The following is a 19,568-nucleotide window of genomic DNA, read 5'->3' on the forward strand; positions in this document are numbered from 1 at the left end:
GGGCTAGTGGTCGCCGCCACCGGCCCCCGGCTTGGCCGCGAAGGGCGGTTTGGCCAGCCAGATGATCAGGAACAGGCCCATGAAGATCCAGCCGAGCAGGGTGAAGTAGTCCACCGTGGAGAGCATGTAGGCCTGGCTCTCCACCACCTTGTCCAGCTGCGCATAGGCCTGCTGCGACGGCCCGCCGAGGGCGTCCAGGTAATGCTGGGTGGCCGGGCTGTAGACGGTGACGTCCTCGGTCAGCTGGGCATGGTGATGGATGGCGCGGCGCTGCCACAGCCAGGTGGTCAGGGACGAGGCGAAGCTGCCCCCCAGCACCCGCAGGAAGGTCGCCAGACCGCCGCCATCCGCCAGCTCCGACGGCTTGAGGCTGGACAGCAGGATGCTGGTGGTCGGCATGAAGAACAGCGCCACGCCCAGGCCCATGAAGGTCTGCACCTCGGCGATGTGGCGATAGTCCACCTCGTTGTTGAAGGTGGCGCGCATGAAGCAGGACGCCCCTATCACCAGGAAGGAGCCGCCGGCCAGCAGCCGCAGGTCGGTCTTGTGCGCGAACTTGCCCACCAGCGGCGAGAGGATCACCGGCAGGATGCCGACGGGCGCCGCGGCCAGACCTGCCCACACCGGGGTGTAGCCGAGCTGGGTCTGCAGCCACTGGGGCAGCAGCAGGTTGATGCCGAAGAAGCCCGAATAGCCCAGCACCAGCGCCAGGGTGCCGAAGCTGAAGTTGCGATAGCGGAACAGCCGCAGGTTGACGATGGGATGCTTGTCGGTCAGCTCCCAGATCACCAGGGCGGTCAGGGCCACGGCGGAAAAGGCCGCGCCCAGGCAGATCAGGTTGGATTCGAACCAGTCCAGGTCGTTGCCCTTGTCCAGCACCACCTGCAACATGCCCACACCCAGCACCAGGAGGATCAGGCCGACATAGTCGATGGGCTGGTGCACCAGCTTTTCCGGCTTCTTGCCCAGCTGGCTCCAGACCACCAGGGTGGCAAAGATGCCGATGGGGATGTTGATGAAGAAGATCCACGGCCAGCTGTAGTTGTCGGTGATCCAGCCGCCGGCGATGGGGCCGATGATGGGCGCCACCACCGTCACCATGGCCAACAGTGCCAGCGCCATGCCGCGCTTGGCCGCCGGAAAGATCGCCAGCAGCAGGGTCTGGGCCATGGGATAGAGCGGGCCGGCGACGAAGCCCTGCATGGCGCGGAAGATCACCAGTTCCGGCATGGAGGTGGCGATGCCGCAGAGAAAGGAGGTGATGACGAAGAGCACAACGGCGGCCATGAACAGCTTGACCTCGCCGAAGCGCCGCGCCATCCAGCCGGTCAGCGGCAGGGCGATGGCGTTGCTCACGGCAAAGGCGGTGATGACCCAGGTGCCTTGTTCCGAACTCACCCCGAGGTTGCCGGAAATGGTGGTCAGGGCGACGTTGGCGATGGTGGTGTCGAGCACCTGCATGAAGGTGGCCAGGGACAGGCCCACCGTGGCGAGCACCAGGCTCGCCGGGCGAAAGGCGTTATCGCTCATGACGGATTACCAGAAGGGGTGGACGGGGAGGCTCGCAGGGAGCCTCCTTGGCTGTCAGCGCTTGGCGACGCCCGCGGCACGCGCCGCCGGACCGTTGTTGTGGACGATCTGCTGGATCAGCTGGTCGGCATCGGCCAGCTGATGGTCGTAGACGTCGGTGCTGTAGCGCGGCTGCTGCGGCGTGGTGGTGGGCAGGCGGGCGCCGTCCTGGTCGTGCAGGTCGACGTCGACCACGGTCGACAGGCCGATGCGCAGCGGGTGCTTGTCCAGGTTGTCGCCTTCCAGGCGGATCCGCACGGGCAGGCGCTGGACGATCTTGATCCAGTTGCCGGTGGCGTTCTGCGCCGGCAGCAGCGAGAAGGCGCTGCCGGTACCCACCCCCAGGCTTTCCACCACGCCGCGATAGCGTACGTCGTCGCCATAGAGATCGGAATGGATTTCCACCGGCTGGCCGATCCGCATCTCGGCGAGCTGGGTTTCCTTGAAGTTGGCGTCGATCCAGATCTGGTCCAGGGGCACCACGGCCATCAGCGCCGCGCCGGGCTGCACGCGGCTGCCGACCTGCACCGAGCGCTTGGCGACGTAGCCGCTGACCGGCGCCACCAGGGTGCTGCGGGCATGGTTCAGATAGGCCTGGCGCAACTGGGCGGCGGCGGCCTTGACGTCCGGGTGCGAGGCGATCTCGGTGTCGTCCACCAGCGCCTGGTTGGTATCCAGTTGCTGCTGGGCGGAGGTCAGGGAGCTCTGCGCCGCCACCAGGGTGTCCCGGGCATGGGCCAGTTCTTCCTTGGAGATGGCGCCGCCCTTGGCCAGTTGCTGGCGGCGGGCGTAGTCGGCGCGGACCCGTTCGACCTCGACGCGCCGGGCGGCCACCTGGGCCTTGTAGCTGTCGACGTTGCTGTACAGGCCGCGCACCTGGCGTACGGTCTTGGCCAGGTTGGCTTCGGCGCTCTGCTGGGCCACGGCGGTGTCGCTGGGATCGAACTCCACCAGCGGCTGGCCCTGGCGGACGAAGTCGCCATCGTCCACGGCGATGCGGGTCACGGTGCCGACGACCTGAGGCGTGATCTGCACCAGGTTGCCGTTGACGTAGGCATCGTCGGTGCTGGCATGGAAGCGGCCATAGAACAGGTGGTAGCAGTAGACGCCCACGCCGGCCAGGATCACCACCAGCAGCAGGAGCAGCAGGAGGACTTTGCGTTTGCCGGAGCGCTGCGGTTTCTGCTCCTGGGCATTGTCGTTGGGGGTTGCGGCGGAATCGGCCATGGTCGGGCTCTCGGTATCAGTGTGTGGCCGCGGCGGCGGGTGCCGGCGGCAGGTTGGACGGTTGGAAGCCGCCACCCAGGGCCTGCATCAGCAGCACGCCGCTGTCGATGCGATCGGCCCGGAGACTGGCCAGCTGGCGCTCCGCCTGCAGCAGTTGCTGCTCGACGGTCAGGGCGTCGAGGTAGTTGCCGATGCCGGCGCCATAGCGCTGCATGGCGATGTCGAAGGAGCTCTTGGCGATGTCGCGGGCCCGTTGCTGCTCGACGATCTGCTGATCCAGCGAACGCTGGCGGGTAATGGCGTCGGCGATGTCGCCCAGCGCCTGCACCAGGGTCTGGTTGTACTGGGCCACGGCCAAGTCGTAGTCGGCGTCCCGGCTGGCGAGATCGGAACGGCGGCGACCGCCGTCGAAGATCGGCAGCGACAGCGCCGGGCCGACGTTGAAGAAGCGCGCCGGACCGCCGAACAGGGCATCGCCCAGGATGGCCTTGCTGCCGGCAGCCACCGTCAGGTTGAGGTTGGGATAGAAGTTGGTCTTGCTGGCGACGATGTCCTTGCTCGCGGCCTCCACCCGCCAGCGGGCGGCGATCAGGTCCGGGCGACGACCGGCCAGTTCGGCGGGCAGCTGGGCCGGCAGATTCACCGCAGCGGGGGCGATCAGCTTCGGCCGCGGGATATCGGCGCCGCGGTCGGGGCCCTTGCCCAGCAGCACGGCAAGACGGATCTGCGCCGTACGCACCTGCTGCTCGGCGGCGGTGTGGGCCGCGGCGGAGCTGGCTTCCAGACTCTGGGTCTGCTGCAGCTGGTAGTCGCTGTCGAGACCGGCGTCGACCCGGCGCTGGGCCAGGTCGAGCATGCCGCGGGTGCGTTCCAGGTCCTGCTGGGCGACGTCCAGGCTGGCATAGGCCAGGCCGAGCTGGTTGTAGGCGCGGCTGACGTTGGCCGCCAGGGTCAGGCGTGCGGCCTGGCGATCCACCTCGCCGGCGCGGGCACGACCCAGGGCGGCTTCCCAGGCGGCGCGCTGGCCACCCCAGAGGTCGAAGCTGTAGCTGCCGCTCACATCGAACTGACGCAGGGTACTGTAGCGGTCACCCTGGCCGAGGGGGTCGTCCGGCCGTGCCAGGCGCGAGCGGGTCACGCCGCCGCTGGCGTCGATCTGCGGATAGCGATCGGCGTCGGCGGCGAGTACCGCAGCATCGGCCTGGCGACTGCGCGCATCGGCTTCCTGCAGCGAGGGGCTGTCACGCAAGGCCTCGCGGATCAGGCTGTCGAGTTGCGGATCGCCCAGCCGGGTCCACCAGTCGGCGCTCGGCCACTGGGCGGGGGAGAGGCGATCGCTTGCAAAGGTGGCTTCGCCCTTGAGCGTCGCCGGATCCACAGCGCGCCCCTGGGTATGCAACCCCTCGGACGACACGCAGCCGGCCAGCAGCAGGGCGGCGCAGAGGGCGGTCAATGGCAGGCGAAAGGTCATGGGTCAGAGGTCTCCAGAGGTCTCCGGCAACAGGCCGGAGGGGCTGAGCAGGCGGCGGAGCAGGCGTTCGAGGTCGTCCAGCTCCTGGCGGTCCAGGCACTGGGTGAGGTCGTTGAGGGCGTCGACGCCGATCTGCATGAGTTCACTGCTCAGGGCCTTGCCCTGTTCGGTCAGTTCCAGGCGCACCTGGCGGCGGTCGCTCAGGCTGCGCACGCGGCGCAGCAGCCCCTTGGCTTCCAGACGATCGAGCATGCGGGTCATGGCGCCGCTGTCCAGCGACAGGCAGCGGCTGAGTTCGGCCGGGGTGTCGGTCAGGTCGCGGGCGAGCAGCAGCAGCACCTTGAACTGGGCAGCAGTGATGTCGTAGGGCACCAGGTGACTGTCCAGCAGGCGATCCTTGTACTGATTCGCCAGGTGGATCAGATGACCTACGGAATAGCGCAGGGGAAAGTTGCTACAGTCGAAATGTGACATTGCAGTATCTGCCCAGGCAATGAAGCGGATCCAGAATACTGCCTAGGCAGTGAAATATTCAGACGCCTTTGCGCAGGGGAGAGTTGCGCATTTTGAAACAATTGGAAAAGTCTGTTGGCGAAGCCTTGTCCTGTGGCGGTTCGGACACCGATCATGGGGGCAACTTCGCCGTGAACCGAGCCATGACGCCTCCCTTCGATCTAGACCGCCTCCGCCAGGCCCTGGTGCCCTTGCATCGCGACCTGCCGGCGGATCTCGACCACCAGGCCTATCGCCGCCACTACCGCCTGCCAGACAGCCTTGCGCGGCCGGAGGTGACGGTGGCCCTGGGCGCACTTACCGCCGGCGGCTACCAGCTCGCGGTGCAGGGCTGGTGGCCGCGCGAGCCGCGGGGCAGCCTGCTGCTGCTGCATGGCTATTACGACCATATGGGCCTCTATGGCCACGTGGTGGACTGGGCTCTGTCACGGCGGTTGGCGGTGCTGGCCTGCGATCTGCCCGGGCATGGCCTGTCGAGTGGGGCCCGCGCCAGCATCAACGACTTCGCCGAATACCAGACCGCCCTGACGGCCCTGATCGCCGAGGCCCGGCGCCTGGACCTGCCGCGGCCCTGGCACCTGCTCGGCCAGAGCACCGGCGGCGCCATCCTGCTGGACTATCTGCTGCGCGGTGAGCCCGCCCCCGAACTGGGCGAGACGATCCTGCTGGCGCCCCTGGTCAGGCCCCACGCCTGGCGCCAGGGCCTGTGGACCTATCGCCTGGTGAAGCCCTTCGTGCGCGCCTTGCCGCGACGCTTCTCGGTGAATTCCGGGGATCCGGCCTTTCTCGACTTCCTGCAGCAGGACGGTCTGCAGCCACGCGAGTTGCCGGCGCAGTGGGTCGGCGCCCTGGCGCGCTGGATTCCGCAACTGGAGAGGGCGCCGGCCAGTACCCGGAGCCTGCTGGTGATCCAGGGCGAACAGGATTTCACCGTCGACTGGCGGCACAACCTGGGCGTGCTGGAGGCCAAGTTCGCGCGGCCCGAGGTGCTGCGCCTGCCGGAGGCGCGGCACCATCTGGTCAACGAGACCGCAGCCCTGCGCCAGCGCTATTTCCGCTGGCTGGACGAGCGTCTCGCCTGAGTCGCCTTACTGGCCGCCGCCACCCAGGCCGGCGCGCAGGGCCGCCACGGCGGCACGGTAGTAGGCGCTGCCATTTGGCGAACTGGCGAAGTCGGCGAACTGGCCGAGTTCGCTGTCGTTCAGGGGGCGATAGACATAGAGCAGGGTGTTTTCCAGGTCACCGGCATTCATCTGCTGGATGAATCTCTGGCGCTGCTGCTCGATCATGCCGCCGGATTGCTGCTGGCCCAGCAGGCCCGGCAGCATCGAACTGAGGCTGTCGGCGGCGAGGCCCGCCAGGGCCACGCTGACCTCGGCCCCGGCTTCGCGCACGGGCAGGGCAGTGGCCAGGCGCTTGGCCTGGGCACGCCGGGCCGGACTGGCCTGCATCTGGGGTACGCCATTGGCGTTCTTGGCCAGTTGATCGCTGCGCGTGGCGGCGATTTCCGCGGCGACCACCTTGCGTCCCACCGGCGACTGGAAGAACTGCAGGGCGGGGCCTTCGGCCGGCAGGCTCTGGCGCAAGGCGGCCAGGGCGCGCTGATCGATGGCCGCGGCGGTGTAGCGCTTGTTGCTGTTGTCCACCAGGCTCTGGTAGAGCGCCGGCGGCAGGCTGTTCTGGTAGCGCTGCTGGGCAGCCTGCAGGGCGTCGCGGAAGTGTCCGCGCTGCTCGGGCCAACCTGCGGCCTGATAGAGACTGACCGTATCGTCGGCCAGGGCGGGCAGGCTGATGGCGAAAAGCAGGGAAGCGAACAGAACGCGCATGGACACCTCGGGCAGCGGCGCAGAGCCGGAAAGTCCGCCATTGTCGGCAACCCCAGGCTGGCTGTCGAGGCGCTCATCCCGGGCATTCGTCGCCTGGTCAAGGCAGGCGCGCAGCCGTGGCCGACTTCTCTTACACTCGGCATCCCGCCGGCCTGGCCCGGTTCTGACGGTTTCCGCGATGGCTCTGCACCCCGAGCATTCCCTGCTGCAACGTATCGTCGACGATCTCGCCGAGCACGGCTGGTCGCGGCAGAGCATCTTCCTGCCCCTGGACCTCACCACCGAGCTGGCCGCCGAGTGCCGGTTGCGCCACGCCCGCGGTGAGCTGGAGCGCGCTGGCATCGGTCGCGGCGAAAGCCCGCTGATCCGCGAAGGGGTACGAGGCGACCATATCGCCTGGCTGGAGCCGGACGATGCCCATCCCGGCGTGCAGCGTTATCTGCAACTCATGGATACCCTGCGTGAGGCCTTCAACCGCTCCCTGTTCCTCGGGCTGGAAGACTACGAGAGCCACTTCGCCCTTTATCCGCCCGGCGCCTTCTATGCCCGGCACCTCGATCGCTTCCGCGACGATGACCGGCGCATGGTCTCCCTGGTGCTCTATCTCAACGACGCCTGGTTGCCGGAGCAGGGCGGCGAGCTGCGGCTCTATCTGGACGAGCGGCGCCAGCAGGATGTCCTGCCCCTGGGCGGCAGCCTGGTGTGCTTTCTCTCCGGCCAGTTGCCCCACGAGGTGCTGCCGGCCACCCGCGAGCGGTTGTCGCTGACCGGTTGGTTCCGCCGGCGTGGCGACAATCCGCTGCAGGCCTAGGGCGTAGACTGGCGGCTGACCGGGGAGGGTGAATGGAAAAGATACTGGTGAGTCGCTGCCTGCTGGGGCATCGGGTGCGCTATGACGGCGGCGCCCACGGCCCCTTCGACCTGCTGGCGGTCTGGCAGGCCCAGGGCCGCATCGTGCCGCTCTGTCCGGAAGTGGCCGGTGGCCTGCCCACGCCCCGTCCGCCGGCGGAAATTCCCGGCGGCCAGGGCGGCGCGGTACTGGACGGTCGGCTGCCGGTGGTGACCGATAGCGGTGCGGACGTGACCCGGGCCTTCGTCGCCGGGGCCGCGGCCGCGCTCGAACTGATCGCGCGCCATGGCATCCGCCTGGCGGTGCTCAAGGCGCGCAGTCCGTCCTGCGGCAATGTGGAAAACTACGACGGCAGCTTCAGCGGCACCCGGGTGGCGGGCGAGGGCGTCACGGCGGCGGCGCTGAAGCGCGCGGGCGTCGCCGTCTTCAACGAGACCGAACTGCAAGGGGCGCAGCGCCTGCTCGCGGCGCTGGAAGGCAACGCCTAGAGGGTCTCCGGCTGGCGACCCAGCAGGCTCTGGAAATGTGCCTTCTGCACGAAGCAGCCCTTGGGAAAGCGCCAGCCGACCAGTTCGCCCGGCTGCTTTTCGAGGTTCTGGGCAAAGACGGTGGCGCCCATGGCACGCGCCAGGACGGCATATTCGCGCAGCGGGACCTTAACGACAGGAACATCCGGGCTGATCATGGGCGCTCTGCTGGGTGGGTCGCCCACGATCGAAACGACGATCGCGGCAAGCCCACAGGTGACTTGCCAGGCTTATCGGCACCCCTGCGCGGAACTTCAGCCCGCCGATTAAAAAGCTCGCTCTAGTCGGCGACTCTGGGCGTCTCCGGCAGGAACCAGTTCATCAGCAGGGCGCACAGGCCGCCGGTGGCGACGCCGGATTCCAGCACCGCTCTCAGGCCGGCCGGCATATGGGCGAGAAATTCCGGTACCTGGGAAATGCCCAGGCCCAGCGCCAGGGACACGGCGATGATTAGCAGTGCGCGGCGGTCCAGCTCGACACTGGCGAGGATGTTGATCCCCGAGGCGGCGACCGCGCCGAACATCACCATGGCCGCGCCGCCGAGCACCGGCTCGGGCACTGCCTGGATCACCCCGGCCACCGCCGGGAACAGCCCCAGCAGGACCAGGATGGCGGCGATCCACAGGCCGACATGGCGACTGGCGATGCCGGTCAGCTGGATCACCCCGTTGTTCTGGGCGAACACCGAACTGGGAAAGGTGTTGAACAGCCCGGCCAGCAGCGAGTTGGCGCCGTTGACCAGCACCCCGCCCTTGATCCGCTGCATCCACAGCGGACCTTCCACCGGTTCGCGGGAGATCTTGCTGGTGGCGGTGATGTCGCCGATGGCCTCCAGCGAGGTCACCAGGTAGATCACCAGCAGGGGCACGAACAGCGACCAGGAAAAGCCCAGGCCGAAGTGCAGCGGCAGGGGGATCTGCACCCAGGCGGCCTCGTGCATGCCGGTGAAATTCAGCCGGCCCAGCCAGGCCGCCAGGGCGTAGCCCAGCAGCAGGGCGACGACGATGGCGCTGCCGCGCAGACCGCGCAACGGAAGGCGATTGAGCACCACGATGGTGGCCAGTACGGTGCCCGACAGCAGCAGGTTCTCGCCGTTGGCGAAGGTGCCGTTGCCCAGCGCCGCGAAGCCGCCGCCCATGCTGATCAGGCCGACCTTGATCAGCGTCAGGCCGATCATGAGGACCACGATGCCGGTCACCAGCGGGGTGATGAGGCGCTTGACGAAGGGCAACACCCGCGACACCCCCATCTCGACGAAGGAACCGGCCATGACCACGCCGAAGATGGCCGCCATCACGGCTTCCACCGGGGTGCCGTTCTTGACCATCAGGGCGCCACCGGCGATCAGCGGACCGACGAAGTTGAAGCTGGTGCCCTGGACGATCAGCAAGCCGGCGCCAAAGGGCCCGAAGCGGCGACACTGGACGAAGGTGGCGATGCCGGAGATCACCAGCGACATGGACATGATCAGGTTGGTGTCGCGCGGCGAGACGCCCAGGGCCTGACAGATCAGCAGACCGGGGGTGACGATGGGCACGATGATCGCCAGCAGGTGCTGGATGGCCGCGAGCAGGGCGATCAGCGGGCGCGGTCGGTCCTGGGGACCATAGAGCAGTTCGGAGCGGGAAGGCTGGGACATGGGCGGAGTCGTCGCGGAAAAAGCGCCGATCTTACCGGATGCCCGCCCCCTGGCGCAGGGTCTTCGGCCAGGACACAGCCGCCGGCCCGAGGGCGGCGGCTGTATTTGAGGGATTACAGGATGAAGCGGGCACGTCGCCGACGCTACGCTCGGCGATGGCCAGTCTCCCGCTCACCCGTGGCCTGGGAGACCCGGGGCCTGGCCTGCGCCTAGGCGGCGACCGTCTGGGCGCCGGTCATCAGCGCCACGGCGTCGGCCATGGAGTGCTGGCGCGGATCTATCACCGTCAGCCGGCGACCCAGGCGATGGATATGGATGCGATCGGCGATCTCGAACACATGGGGCATGTTGTGCGAGATCAGCACGATGGCGATGCCGCGGGCGCGCACGTCGAGGATCAGCTCCAGCACCTTGCGCGACTCCTTCACCCCCAGCGCCGCCGTGGGTTCGTCAAGGATGATCACCTTGGAACCGAAGGCCGCCGCCCGCGCCACGGCGACGCCCTGGCGCTGGCCACCGGACAGGGTTTCCACCGCCTGGTTGATGTTCTGGATGGTCATCAGCCCCAGTTCGGAGAGCTTTTCCCGGGCGATGCGCTCCATTTCCTTGCGGTCCAGGGTGCGGCAGAGGGTGCCCAGCAGCCCCGGCTTGCGCAATTCGCGCCCCAGGAAGAGGTTGTCGGCGATGGACAGCGCCGGCGACAGCGCCAGGTTCTGGTAGACCGTCTCGATGCCGGCCCGCCGCGCCGCGATGGGCGAGGCGAATTGCACCGGCTGACCCTCGAAGCGGATCTCGCCTTCATCGGGCCGCAGGGCACCGGAGATGGCCTTGATCAGCGAGGACTTGCCGGCGCCGTTGTCGCCGATCACGGCGAGGATCTCGCCGGGCAGCAGGTCGAAGTCGGCGTGGTCGAGGGCGGTGACGCGGCCGTAGCGCTTCACCAGGCCACGGGCCATGAGCAGGGGTTCGGTAGTCATCAGCTGGCCGCCTTTCTGATCCATTGGTCGATAGCCACGGCCGCGATGATGAGCGTGCCGATCAGCAGATAGGTCCATTGCACATCGGTGCCCAGCAGCCGCAGGCCGAGGGCGAAGACGCCGACGATCAGGGCGCCGAACAGCATGCCGAGGATGGAGCCGCGGCCGCCGAACAGCGAGATGCCGCCGATCACCACGGCGGTGATGGACTCGATGTTGGCGAACTGGCCAGCGGTGGGCGAGACCGAGCCGATGCGGCCGATCAGCACCCAGCCGGCGAAGGCGCAGATGAGCCCCGACAGCCCGTATACGGTGATCAGCATGCGGCGGACGTTGACCCCGGCCAGCGCCGCGGCCTCGGGATCGTCGCCCACGGCATAGAGGTGCCGACCCCAGGCGGTGTGGTTGAGCACGTACCAGAGCAGGGCGACCAGCACCACCAGGGCGATCACGCCATAGGTGAAGACCGCGCCCCCCAGACGGAAGTTGTCGCCGAACACCTGCAGCAGCGGCGCGGTCGCGCCGATTTCCTGGGCGCGGATGGTCTCGTTGCGCGGATAGAGGAAGTTGGCCGCGAGCACGATCTGCCACATGCCCAGGGTGACGATGAAGGGCGGCAGCTTGATGCGGGCGATCAGCCAGCCGTTGGCCATGCCGCACAGGGTGCCCACCGCCAGGCCGCAGAGGATCGACAGCTCCACCGGCAGGCCGTAGCGGAAGGTGAACTGGCCCATGACCACCGAGGACAGCACCATGATGGCGCCCACCGAGAGGTCGATGCCGGCGGTGATCACTACCAGGGTCTGGGCCGCGCCGACGATGCCGGTGATGGCGACCTGTTGCAGGATCAGGGTGAGGGCGAAGGCGGAAAAGAACTTGCCGCCCAGCAGGGCACCGAAGATGGACAGCGACAGCAGCAGCACCAGCAACGAGACCGCCGAGGGCCGCGAATGCAGAAAGTGACGGAATTTGACCAACGGGCTGCGCTCGTCACGGGCGAAGGAGGCGACCTCCGTGGCGCTGTGCTTGAGCACCTGTTCGAAGGGCTGGCCGGACGGGGAGGGCGAGGTCGGATCGCTCATGGCAATCTCCTGAGAGCGGGAAAGCGGCCGAGAGTCGATCACCCACGCTGGCGCGGCAGGCGCTCAGGCGGGGCGATCGATCTGCTCTAGCCTGGACGAGAGGCCATCAGCCCCAGCATTTCTGCAGGGCGGTCTTGCTGTCGATGGACTGGATGCCGGGGACCGGCTTGTTCGTCACCAGCTTCACGCCGGTGTCGACGAAGCTCTTGCCTTCGGTGGGCGTCGGCTTCTTGCCGGTGTCGGCAAAGGTCTTGATCGCCTCGATGCCCAGCGCCGCCATCTGCAGCGGATACTGCTGGGAGGTGGCGCCGATGACGCCGTCGGCGACGTTGTGCACGCCCGGACAGCCGCCGTCGATGGAGACGATCAGCACGTCCTTCTCGCGACCCACGGCCTTGAGCGCCTCGTAGGCACCCGCGGCGGCCGGTTCGTTGATGGTGTACACCACGTTGATGGTCGGGTCCTTCTGCAGCAGATTCTCCATCGCTGCGCGACCGCCTTCTTCGTTGCCGTTGGTCACGTCGTGGCCGACGATGCGCGGATCGCTCTCGTCGCCGATACGGCTCTGGTTCTTGGGATCGATGCCGAAGCCGAGCATGAAGCCCTGATCGCGCAGGACGTCCACCGAGGGCTGGGAGGCGTTCAGGTCGAGAAAGGCCACCCGGGCGTCCTTGGCCTTGTCACCCAGGGTTTCCCGCGCCCACTGGCCGATCAGCTTGCCGGCCAGCAGGTTGTCGGTGGCGAAGGTCATGTCGGCGGCGCTCACCGGATCCAGCGGGGTGTCCAGGGCGATCACCAGCAGACCCGCTTCGCGCGCCTTCTGCAGGTTGGGCACGATGCCCTTGGTGTCCGAGGCGGTGATGAGGATGCCCTTGGCGCCGTCGGCGATGCAGGTCTCGATGGCGGCCACCTGGCTTTCGCTGTCGCCGTCGATCTTGCCGGCGTAGGCCTTGAGTGTCACCCCCAGCTCCTTGGCCTTGGCGGTGGCGCCTTCCTTCATCTTGACGAAGAAGGGATTGGTATCGGTCTTGGTGATGAGGCAGGCGGAAACGGGGGCTGCCTGGGCGGTGCCGCTGGCGAGGGCGGCAGCCAACAGGCAACCGGCGAAGGACGCGAGGGAGACGGTTCTTTTCATTGTTGTGCGCTCAGGTTCGGAGACAGGAACGCGACCGGCAGAACGCCGGTCGCGGTGGAGCTGTTACCACCACTGCTCGATCTGGAAGCCGACGTTGGAGCCGTGCAGATCGTTGCCGAAGCTGCCGGTGCTCGACAGCGCGGAGCCGGCGTCGAATTCATCGGCTGCCTGCTGGGCTGCCCGGTTCCAGGCGGCATAGGTGTAGAACAGGCGGAATTCGGGACGCGACTTGAATTCCGGACCCTTGGGCGACCAGGTCGGTGCCAGGGTCAGCTTGGTCAGCTTGCGGGTGCCGCCGGGAGCCTGCACCTGGTCATGGCCCAGTTCGGTGGAGAACTTGAACTGGTCGGTGATGCCGTACACCAGACGCCCGCCCAGCGAGGTCCAGCGCAGGTCGTTGCCATTGGGACGCTCGTCCTTCTGGTAGACCGCGGCGATCTGGCCACCCCAGTAGCGGCTGATCTGCCAGTCGAAGAAGTCGACGACGCGATAGGAGACGTCGGCGCTGCTCAGGGTCGGATCGCCGGTGCTGCCCAGGGCGGTGCCCGGGCCCTGGCCGCGCTGCACGGCAAAGGTGTTCACGCCGCCCCAGCCCATGAAGTTGGCCTGCTTGTGCTGCAGCGTCACGGCTACACCACTGTTGGCGTTGGGCTGATTGGTGGGCTTGTCCAGGTAGCTGACGCCGATTTCCAGCGAACCATTGGGGTTGGTGTTGAAGCCGGCGACGTTGAAGTCGATGCGGTTCTGGAAATCCTTCTGGTTCTGGTTGTCCTTGCGCGAGAACGCCAGGCTGTACTTCAGGCCGCCGATGTTGACGTCCTCGATACCGCCGCCGGTGGCGCTCTGGTTCCAGTAGAAGAAGTCGGAGATATGGATGTCGTTACGCTTGTAGTAACGCCGGCCGGCCCAGAGGTTACCGCCGTTCAGCGCGGCGATGTTGTTCCAGTAGGCATAGGCCTGGACCGCACGGATCGCGCCGTTGTCGCCATTGAAGGTCGGGGTGCGATCGTATTTGTTGAAGAAGCTGCCCATGCCGTAGACGCCGATTGCCGAGCCGTCGTCGAGATTGAAGACGTTCTGCTTCAGCGCCAGTTCGCCGTACTGCTCGCACTCGTTGCCCAGGCGGTATTTGGACTGCGCGCCCTGCAGCTTGAAGCAGCGCATGGAGTCCGAACCGGAGGAGTCACCAAGACCGGTACGGAAGTAACCGGTGGTTTCCAGGGCGTGCGCCGCAGGAATCAGGAGAAGAGTGCTCATCAAGGACGCGACCGAAACCCTGGCCAAGGGCATAGCCTTTTTCTTATTCATTTATGTTCCCTGTTTTATTGTTGTTGTGTAACTCAGTGCCCGGCCAGCACCTGATCCGCCGTGCTCGAGCGGAAGATCGGTATAGGTGTGACCATTGGAAACCAACCTGACTACAAAGCTATCGCTGAATCAATTCAGCGGCAGACGGAGGGTAGCCTTTGATCACTCAACGGCCTAGCGGCTCGATTACAGCGAGATGTGAGCTGAATTACAGGTTGTGCTTCTGCAAAAATAGCAAGCCAAGCAACGGTGGAACCCCTCTGGAATGGGGTCATGGCGAGGGCTTCTCCTGCTGTATACGAGCCAGGCGCGGCAGAAAGGAAAGGAGGCGAGCGGAAGGGCGAGATAGAGCGGAGAAAGCCGGCGGGAAGGTGGGGCGGAGCGTCCGGGCGACGGCGGATGCCGTCCCCCGGAGCCTGAGAATCAGCCCAGCAGGGCCTTGTCGCGTACGCCGCCCTTGTCGGCACTGGTGGCCAGCAGGGCATAGGCCTTGAGCGCGGTGGTCACGCGGCGGGCACGGGGTTGTGCCGGCTTCCAGCCCAGCTTGTCCTGCTCGATGCGGCGGTGGGACAGCTCTTCGTCACTCACCAGCAGGTTGATGCTGCGCTGGGGAATGTCGATCAGCACCTTGTCGCCATCGCGCACCAGGCCGATGGCACCGCCCGCCGCGGCTTCCGGCGAGGCATGGCCGATGGACAGGCCCGAGGTGCCGCCGGAGAAGCGACCGTCGGTGAGCAGGGCGCACTGCTTGCCCAGGCCCTTGGACTTCAGGTAGCTGGTGGGGTAGAGCATCTCCTGCATGCCCGGGCCGCCCTTGGGCCCTTCGTAGCGGATGATCACGATGTCGCCGGCCTTGACCTCGTCGGCGAGGATGCCGCGCACCGCCGCGTCCTGGCTTTCGAAGACCTTGGCATTGCCCTCGAACACATGGATGGATTCATCCACGCCGGCGGTCTTCACCACGCAGCCGTCCAGGGCGATGTTGCCGTAGAGCACGGCCAGACCGCCTTCCTGGGAATAGGCATGCGCGACACTGCGGATGCAGCCCTCGGCGCGGTCGTCGTCCAGGGTGTCATAGCGAGTCGCCTGACTGAAGGCTTCCTGGGTCGGGATGCCGGCGGGACCGGCGCGGAAGAAGGTCTTCACCGCCTCGTCCTGGGTCAGGGTGATGTCCCACCGCTCGATGGCTTCGCCCAGGGTCCGGCTGTGCACGGTAGGCAGATCGGCATGCAGGAGACCGCCGCGGGCCAGTTCGCCGAGGATACTGAAGATGCCCCCGGCGCGGTGCACGTCTTCCATGTGGTACTTCTGGATGTTCGGCGCCACCTTGCACAGCTGCGGCACCTTGCGCGACAGGGCATCGATGTCGCGCAGATCGAAGTCCATCTCGGCTTCCTGGGCGGCGGCCAGCAGGTGCAGGATGGTGTTGGTCGAGCCGCCCATGGCGATGTCCAGGGTCATGGCGTTTTCGAAGGCCGCATGGCAGGCGATGTTGCGCGGCAGCGCCGACTCGTCGTTTTCCTGATAGTAGCGACGGCACAGCTCGACGATGGTGCGCCCGGCCTGCAGGAACAGCTCCTTGCGGTCGGCGTGGGTGGCCAGGGTCGAGCCGTTGCCGGGCAGGGCCAGGCCGAGGGCCTCGACCAGGCAGTTCATGGAGTTGGCGGTGAACATGCCCGAACAGCTGCCACAGGTGGGGCAGGCGCTGCGTTCGTATTCGGCAACCTTCTCGTCGCTGGCCGAGCTGTCGGCGGCGATGACCATGGCGTCCACCAGGTCCAGACCATGGCTGGCCAACTTGGTCTTGCCGGCTTCCATGGGGCCGCCGGAGACGAACACCACCGGGATGTTCAGGCGCAGGGCGGCCATCAGCATGCCGGGGGTGATCTTGTCGCAGTTGGAGATGCACACCAGGGCATCAGCGCAGTGGGCATTGACCATGTATTCCACGGCGTCGGCGATGATCTCGCGACTCGGCAGCGAATAGAGCATGCCGTCGTGGCCCATGGCGATGCCGTCGTCCACGGCGATGGTATTGAATTCCTTGGCCACGCCGCCGGCCTTCTCGATCTCCCGGGCGACCAGTTGGCCAAGGTCCTTGAGGTGGACATGGCCCGGTACGAACTGGGTAAAGGAGTTGGCGATGGCGATGATGGGCTTCTTGAAGTCTTCGTCCTTCATCCCGGTGGCGCGCCAGAGCGCTCGGGCGCCAGCCATGTTGCGGCCCTGGGTGGAGGTTTTCGAGCGATAGTCAGGCATGAAGCGTCTCTCCGAGGCGGCTTTCTAGATCACGGTTCTGGTCATCGTGAGCGCAGACGAGGCACGGTGCAAACGCGGAGTGACGGTTGCCGGGCCGGAGGGCGGCCACGCCATGCGGGATCTCCACAGGGGCTGCCAGGGCTCACGAACCCGCCGGAGGATGCTGGCGGAGGGGAATCCGGATCATACACCCGGGCGCCAGCACTGCACAGCAGGCCGGCGCCGGACGGATCAGGGCGCTTCCTGCTCGCCGTCGGGGGCGTCTTCCAGGTATTCGTCCATGGGCTCCTGGCCGGCCAGGGTCTTGAGACTCAGGTCCACGGCTTCGGGCAGGGTGATGTCGACGCGCTGCTTGTCGCTGCCTTCCAGCGAGGACTCGTAGCTCAGCGCATGGCGCAGGTGGCCGTTCTCGAGAATGGCGCCGACACTGGCCAGCTGAGCGGCGGCCGGGGCCAGGCGCTCGAGGGCGGCCTTGGGCCAGGTGGCCTCGACGGTCGCGTTGCAGGTATAGAAGCCCGCTTCGCCGCTGTCCGAGGGTTCTTCCTGGGTCTTGATGTCGACCAGCGAGACCTGGCCGGCTTCCAGCGCGGGTTGGCCGGCGGCGATGTCGTCCGCATAGATCTCGTTGATGGTCTGGGCGTATTGCTGACGGACCAGCTCGGCGGTCTTGGCCGCATCGCAACTGTAGTCATAGCCACCGCAGCCAGTCAGGGAAAGCACCGCAGCTGTGAGTATGAGGTGACGTCTGGACATGCCTGAATTCCTTGGAACGATGGGTAGAACCTGGCGGCGCTGGCCGCGCCTGCGTCGATCCACAGTGCAGGAGGTTGGCGCAGCGATCGGGAATGGCGAGGGCCCATGGTGCTGCCGCTCGCCCATCCTGTCCATCAGACGCCGCCAGCGTCCTTCAGGACACCCGGCCTGGCCGGCCGGTCAGCTCCCGGCTCAGGCGCGGTCGGCGCTTTCGCAGGTTTCGAAGTCCTTGCTGTCAACGCGGTTCATGCTGTCGAAGCCGATCGAATAGACCTGCTCCTTGCCATCCTTGTTGAGCACATAGTTGTTGCAGGTGCCGGGACGGAACTTGCGGGTATAGGTGCTCGACGGGGTGCCACCGAGGCGCAGCACGTCAGCCTTGCTCATACCCTTGTCCACCTGCTTCACCAGCGGTTGCTCGCGAAATTCGACGCGGCCCACGGTGTAGTCGGCGGTGTTCTTCACCGAGGAGCAGCCCGCCAGTACGGTGCCAGCCAGCAGCGCGGTCGCGACAGCAATCTTCTTGTTCATGGTGTGATCCCTTCAAAGGCGGAAGTGCCTGACACTTCGACGATGGCGGCGCCGATAAATTCGCTCTCCGTCGCACTTCTCGCGGTTTGTCACTTTGACGGACCGGCTGCTGGCCTCGGCAAGTGACTGTATCTAAAGCTGATTCTGCAAACGAACGCTATGCCCCCGTTTTCTAAGGATTATTTTGTCCGAATGGCAGTTGACAGAGACCAGGCGGCAGGCGATCTTTAGCGTTATGTTGTAACTTCCCAGCCGTTTCTCGTTTCTCGCGAGGACCTCATGAATCGCCGTCGTCTGCTCAATCTGATCCTGGCTGGCATGACCTTGCCCGTCGGGTTGCCGGCGTTTGCCGCCCGGCAGCAACTCAAGGGTGCCCGGGCCTGGCAGGATGCCGAGAAGCTCCGTCTGGTCTTCGATCTCACCGGACCGGTGCGCTACAAGACCTTCACCCTGGTCGCGCCGGATCGCATCATTCTCGATCTCGCCGATACCCAGGCCCCCGCGGTGCTCAATCACCTCGCCCTGCAGGGATCGCCGGTGCGCGCCGTGCGCAGCGCTCACTATGGCGCCCAGGACACCCGGGTGGTGCTGGAGCTGGCCCATCCGGTAGAGGTGGAAAGCTTCATCCTTGGTCCGGGCGAAGGCGCGGCCAATCGTCTGGTGCTCGATCTCAAGCGCGCCGGAGCGCCGGTGGTGGCTGCCCGCAAGCCGGCCGACGCCGAGCCGCCACTGGAGGTCAAGCGCGGCAAGGGCCTGGCCACGGGTCGCGACATCATGGTGGTGGTCGATGCCGGTCACGGCGGCAAGGACCCGGGTGCGCTGAGCGCCCGGGGCGATCGGGAAAAGGACATCGCCCTGATCGTGGCGCAGAATCTGGCGCGCCGCATCAACCTGCAGAAGGGCTTCAAGGCCAAGTTGGTGCGCAACGACGACTTCTTCGTGCCGCTGCGCAAGCGCGTCGAGGTCGCCCGCAGCTACAACGCCGACATGTTCGTCTCGGTGCATGCCGATGCCGCGCCGCGGCGTACCGCCTACGGCGCCTCGGTCTATGCCCTGTCCGAGGGTGGCGCGACTTCCACCACGGCGCGCTTCCTGGCCGACAGCGAGAACAACGTCGACCTGATCGGCGCCAACGAGATTCTCAAGGGGCGCGATCCCATGCTCGCCGGCGTGCTGCTGGACATGTCGATGAACGCCACCATCTCCTCGAGCCTGGACCTGGGCCACAAGGTGCTGGGGCAATTGTCGAGCATCACCAACCTGCACCAGAAACGAGTGGAGCAGGCGGGCTTCGCTGTGCTCAAATCGCCGGATATCCCCTCGATCCTGGTCGAGACGGGCTTCATTTCCAATGATCGCGACTGCCGACGCCTGCTCGACAGTCGTCACCAGAAGCAGCTGGCCGATTCGATCTTTGCCGGCCTGCATGGCTATTTCCAGGAGCGCCCCCCGCTGGGCACCTACCTGGCCAGCCTCAAGAACACCCAAGGAGTGACATGAGTTTGCAAGACAAGGCGCGTCGTTACTGGCGCGTGGTGGTGCTGGTGATAGGCGCGCTCTGTATCGTGGCCGGACTGATCGGCTACGGTCAGGGCGGGCGCGACAAGCAGGGCAGTGCCCAGGAAGGCTTCGTCAACAAGGTCTGGCAGATCAAGACCAGCAACAGCATCGAGCCGGGGATGCTCTACGTCTTCCTCAGCGACGGCACCCTGGTGATGGCGTCGCCGAGCAGCCAGCCCTCCCTGGGCCGCTGGACGCGCACCGAGAAGGGCCTGAACATGATCGAGGAAGGCATCACCTATCCCACGGAAATCCTCAGCCTCAGCCGCGACGAATTCCGTATCCGCAGCCTCAATCCCGGCGATCCGGTAGAGCTGCAACTGGCCCCGGCGGCGCACTGA

The 19,568-nt window shown here is 66.5% G+C and carries 19 protein-coding genes; 5 read left to right on the plus strand and 14 right to left on the minus strand.

Annotation, left to right across the window (positions count from 1 at the left end):
• Positions 1 to 3: 3 nt before the first annotated feature.
• From GSQ95_RS11455 to GSQ95_RS11470, 4 genes are read right to left on the minus strand one after another with little or no spacing between them, the layout of a single operon-like run.
• A complete protein-coding gene (locus tag GSQ95_RS11455; protein ID WP_158893352.1) occupies positions 4 to 1,530 on the minus strand; it encodes a DHA2 family efflux MFS transporter permease subunit in 1,527 nt (508 codons plus the stop codon).
• A gap of 54 nt (positions 1,531 to 1,584) precedes the next feature.
• Positions 1,585 to 2,796 carry an efflux RND transporter periplasmic adaptor subunit gene (locus tag GSQ95_RS11460; protein WP_158893350.1) on the minus strand — a complete coding sequence of 404 codons (1,212 nt, stop codon included), beginning with the start codon at positions 2,794 to 2,796 and terminating at the stop codon, positions 1,585 to 1,587.
• Positions 2,797 to 2,812: 16 nt separating this feature from the next.
• A complete protein-coding gene (locus GSQ95_RS11465; protein ID WP_158893348.1) occupies positions 2,813 to 4,267 on the minus strand; it encodes an efflux transporter outer membrane subunit in 1,455 nt (484 codons plus the stop codon).
• Positions 4,268 to 4,270: 3 nt separating this feature from the next.
• The gene (locus GSQ95_RS11470; protein ID WP_158893346.1) at positions 4,271 to 4,741 is read right to left on the minus strand and encodes a MarR family transcriptional regulator; all 471 of its coding nucleotides are present in this window, start codon (positions 4,739 to 4,741) and stop codon (positions 4,271 to 4,273) included.
• 182 nt (positions 4,742 to 4,923) lie between these two features.
• Here GSQ95_RS11470 and GSQ95_RS11475 point away from each other — a divergent pair, with 182 nt between their 5' ends.
• On the plus strand, positions 4,924 to 5,862 hold the full coding sequence (locus tag GSQ95_RS11475; RefSeq protein ID WP_158893344.1) for an alpha/beta hydrolase: 939 nt from the start codon (positions 4,924 to 4,926) through the stop codon (positions 5,860 to 5,862).
• Positions 5,863 to 5,868: 6 nt separating this feature from the next.
• On the opposite strand, the gene GSQ95_RS11480 is transcribed toward GSQ95_RS11475, so the two are convergent.
• Entirely contained in the window at positions 5,869 to 6,606 is a 738-nt protein-coding gene (locus GSQ95_RS11480) for a DUF2059 domain-containing protein (RefSeq protein WP_158893342.1), read from the minus strand.
• A 178-nt stretch (positions 6,607 to 6,784) separates the two neighbouring features.
• Here GSQ95_RS11480 and GSQ95_RS11485 point away from each other — a divergent pair, with 178 nt between their 5' ends.
• Both GSQ95_RS11485 and GSQ95_RS11490 read left to right on the plus strand, forming a co-directional pair.
• Positions 6,785 to 7,417, plus strand: coding sequence for a 2OG-Fe(II) oxygenase (locus GSQ95_RS11485; RefSeq protein ID WP_158893340.1), 633 nt, complete (start codon positions 6,785 to 6,787; stop codon positions 7,415 to 7,417).
• A 32-nt stretch (positions 7,418 to 7,449) separates the two neighbouring features.
• A complete protein-coding gene (locus GSQ95_RS11490; RefSeq protein ID WP_158893338.1) occupies positions 7,450 to 7,944 on the plus strand; it encodes a DUF523 domain-containing protein in 495 nt (164 codons plus the stop codon).
• On the opposite strand, the gene GSQ95_RS11495 is transcribed toward GSQ95_RS11490, so the two are convergent.
• The 9 genes from GSQ95_RS11495 to osmE all read right to left on the minus strand — a co-directional run bounded on the left by GSQ95_RS11495 (position 7,941) and on the right by osmE (position 17,667).
• Positions 7,941 to 8,141: a hypothetical protein gene (locus GSQ95_RS11495; protein ID WP_007162082.1), complete on the minus strand. Its 201-nt coding sequence runs from the start codon at positions 8,139 to 8,141 to the stop codon at positions 7,941 to 7,943. The genes GSQ95_RS11490 and GSQ95_RS11495 overlap by 4 nt on opposite strands.
• Before the next feature lie 122 nt (positions 8,142 to 8,263).
• A complete protein-coding gene (locus tag GSQ95_RS11500) occupies positions 8,264 to 9,622 on the minus strand; it encodes a nucleobase:cation symporter-2 family protein (protein ID WP_158893336.1) in 1,359 nt (452 codons plus the stop codon).
• A 209-nt stretch (positions 9,623 to 9,831) separates the two neighbouring features.
• On the minus strand, positions 9,832 to 10,599 hold the full coding sequence (locus GSQ95_RS11505; RefSeq protein WP_042137188.1) for an ATP-binding cassette domain-containing protein: 768 nt from the start codon (positions 10,597 to 10,599) through the stop codon (positions 9,832 to 9,834).
• Positions 10,599 to 11,681 (minus strand): ABC transporter permease, encoded by a 1,083-nt coding sequence (locus GSQ95_RS11510; RefSeq protein WP_158893334.1) that lies wholly within the window; start codon positions 11,679 to 11,681, stop codon positions 10,599 to 10,601. The genes GSQ95_RS11505 and GSQ95_RS11510 overlap by 1 nt, the downstream gene beginning before the upstream one ends.
• Positions 11,682 to 11,787: 106 nt before the next feature.
• Positions 11,788 to 12,816: a sugar ABC transporter substrate-binding protein gene (locus tag GSQ95_RS11515; protein WP_158893332.1), complete on the minus strand. Its 1,029-nt coding sequence runs from the start codon at positions 12,814 to 12,816 to the stop codon at positions 11,788 to 11,790.
• Between the two features lie 63 nt (positions 12,817 to 12,879).
• Positions 12,880 to 14,073 carry a carbohydrate porin gene (locus GSQ95_RS11520; protein WP_256664555.1) on the minus strand — a complete coding sequence of 398 codons (1,194 nt, stop codon included), beginning with the start codon at positions 14,071 to 14,073 and terminating at the stop codon, positions 12,880 to 12,882.
• Between the two features lie 474 nt (positions 14,074 to 14,547).
• On the minus strand, positions 14,548 to 16,383 hold the full coding sequence (gene ilvD, locus GSQ95_RS11525; RefSeq protein WP_158893330.1) for a dihydroxy-acid dehydratase: 1,836 nt from the start codon (positions 16,381 to 16,383) through the stop codon (positions 14,548 to 14,550).
• Positions 16,384 to 16,614: 231 nt separating this feature from the next.
• Positions 16,615 to 17,136, minus strand: coding sequence for a hypothetical protein (locus GSQ95_RS11530; protein ID WP_132832850.1), 522 nt, complete (start codon positions 17,134 to 17,136; stop codon positions 16,615 to 16,617).
• A gap of 192 nt (positions 17,137 to 17,328) precedes the next feature.
• The gene (gene osmE / locus GSQ95_RS11535) at positions 17,329 to 17,667 is read right to left on the minus strand and encodes an osmotically-inducible lipoprotein OsmE (RefSeq protein WP_133862565.1); all 339 of its coding nucleotides are present in this window, start codon (positions 17,665 to 17,667) and stop codon (positions 17,329 to 17,331) included.
• 279 nt (positions 17,668 to 17,946) lie between these two features.
• Between osmE and GSQ95_RS11540 the strand changes: the two genes are divergently transcribed.
• Positions 17,947 to 19,167 carry an N-acetylmuramoyl-L-alanine amidase gene (locus GSQ95_RS11540; protein WP_133862564.1) on the plus strand — a complete coding sequence of 407 codons (1,221 nt, stop codon included), beginning with the start codon at positions 17,947 to 17,949 and terminating at the stop codon, positions 19,165 to 19,167.
• Positions 19,164 to 19,568 carry a hypothetical protein gene (locus GSQ95_RS11545; protein WP_133862563.1) on the plus strand — a complete coding sequence of 135 codons (405 nt, stop codon included), beginning with the start codon at positions 19,164 to 19,166 and terminating at the stop codon, positions 19,566 to 19,568. The genes GSQ95_RS11540 and GSQ95_RS11545 overlap by 4 nt, the downstream gene beginning before the upstream one ends.

It is taken from the genome of Pseudomonas sp. BAV 4579, from assembly GCF_009765395.1.
GTDB lineage: Bacteria > Pseudomonadota > Gammaproteobacteria > Pseudomonadales > Pseudomonadaceae > Chryseomonas > Chryseomonas aestiva.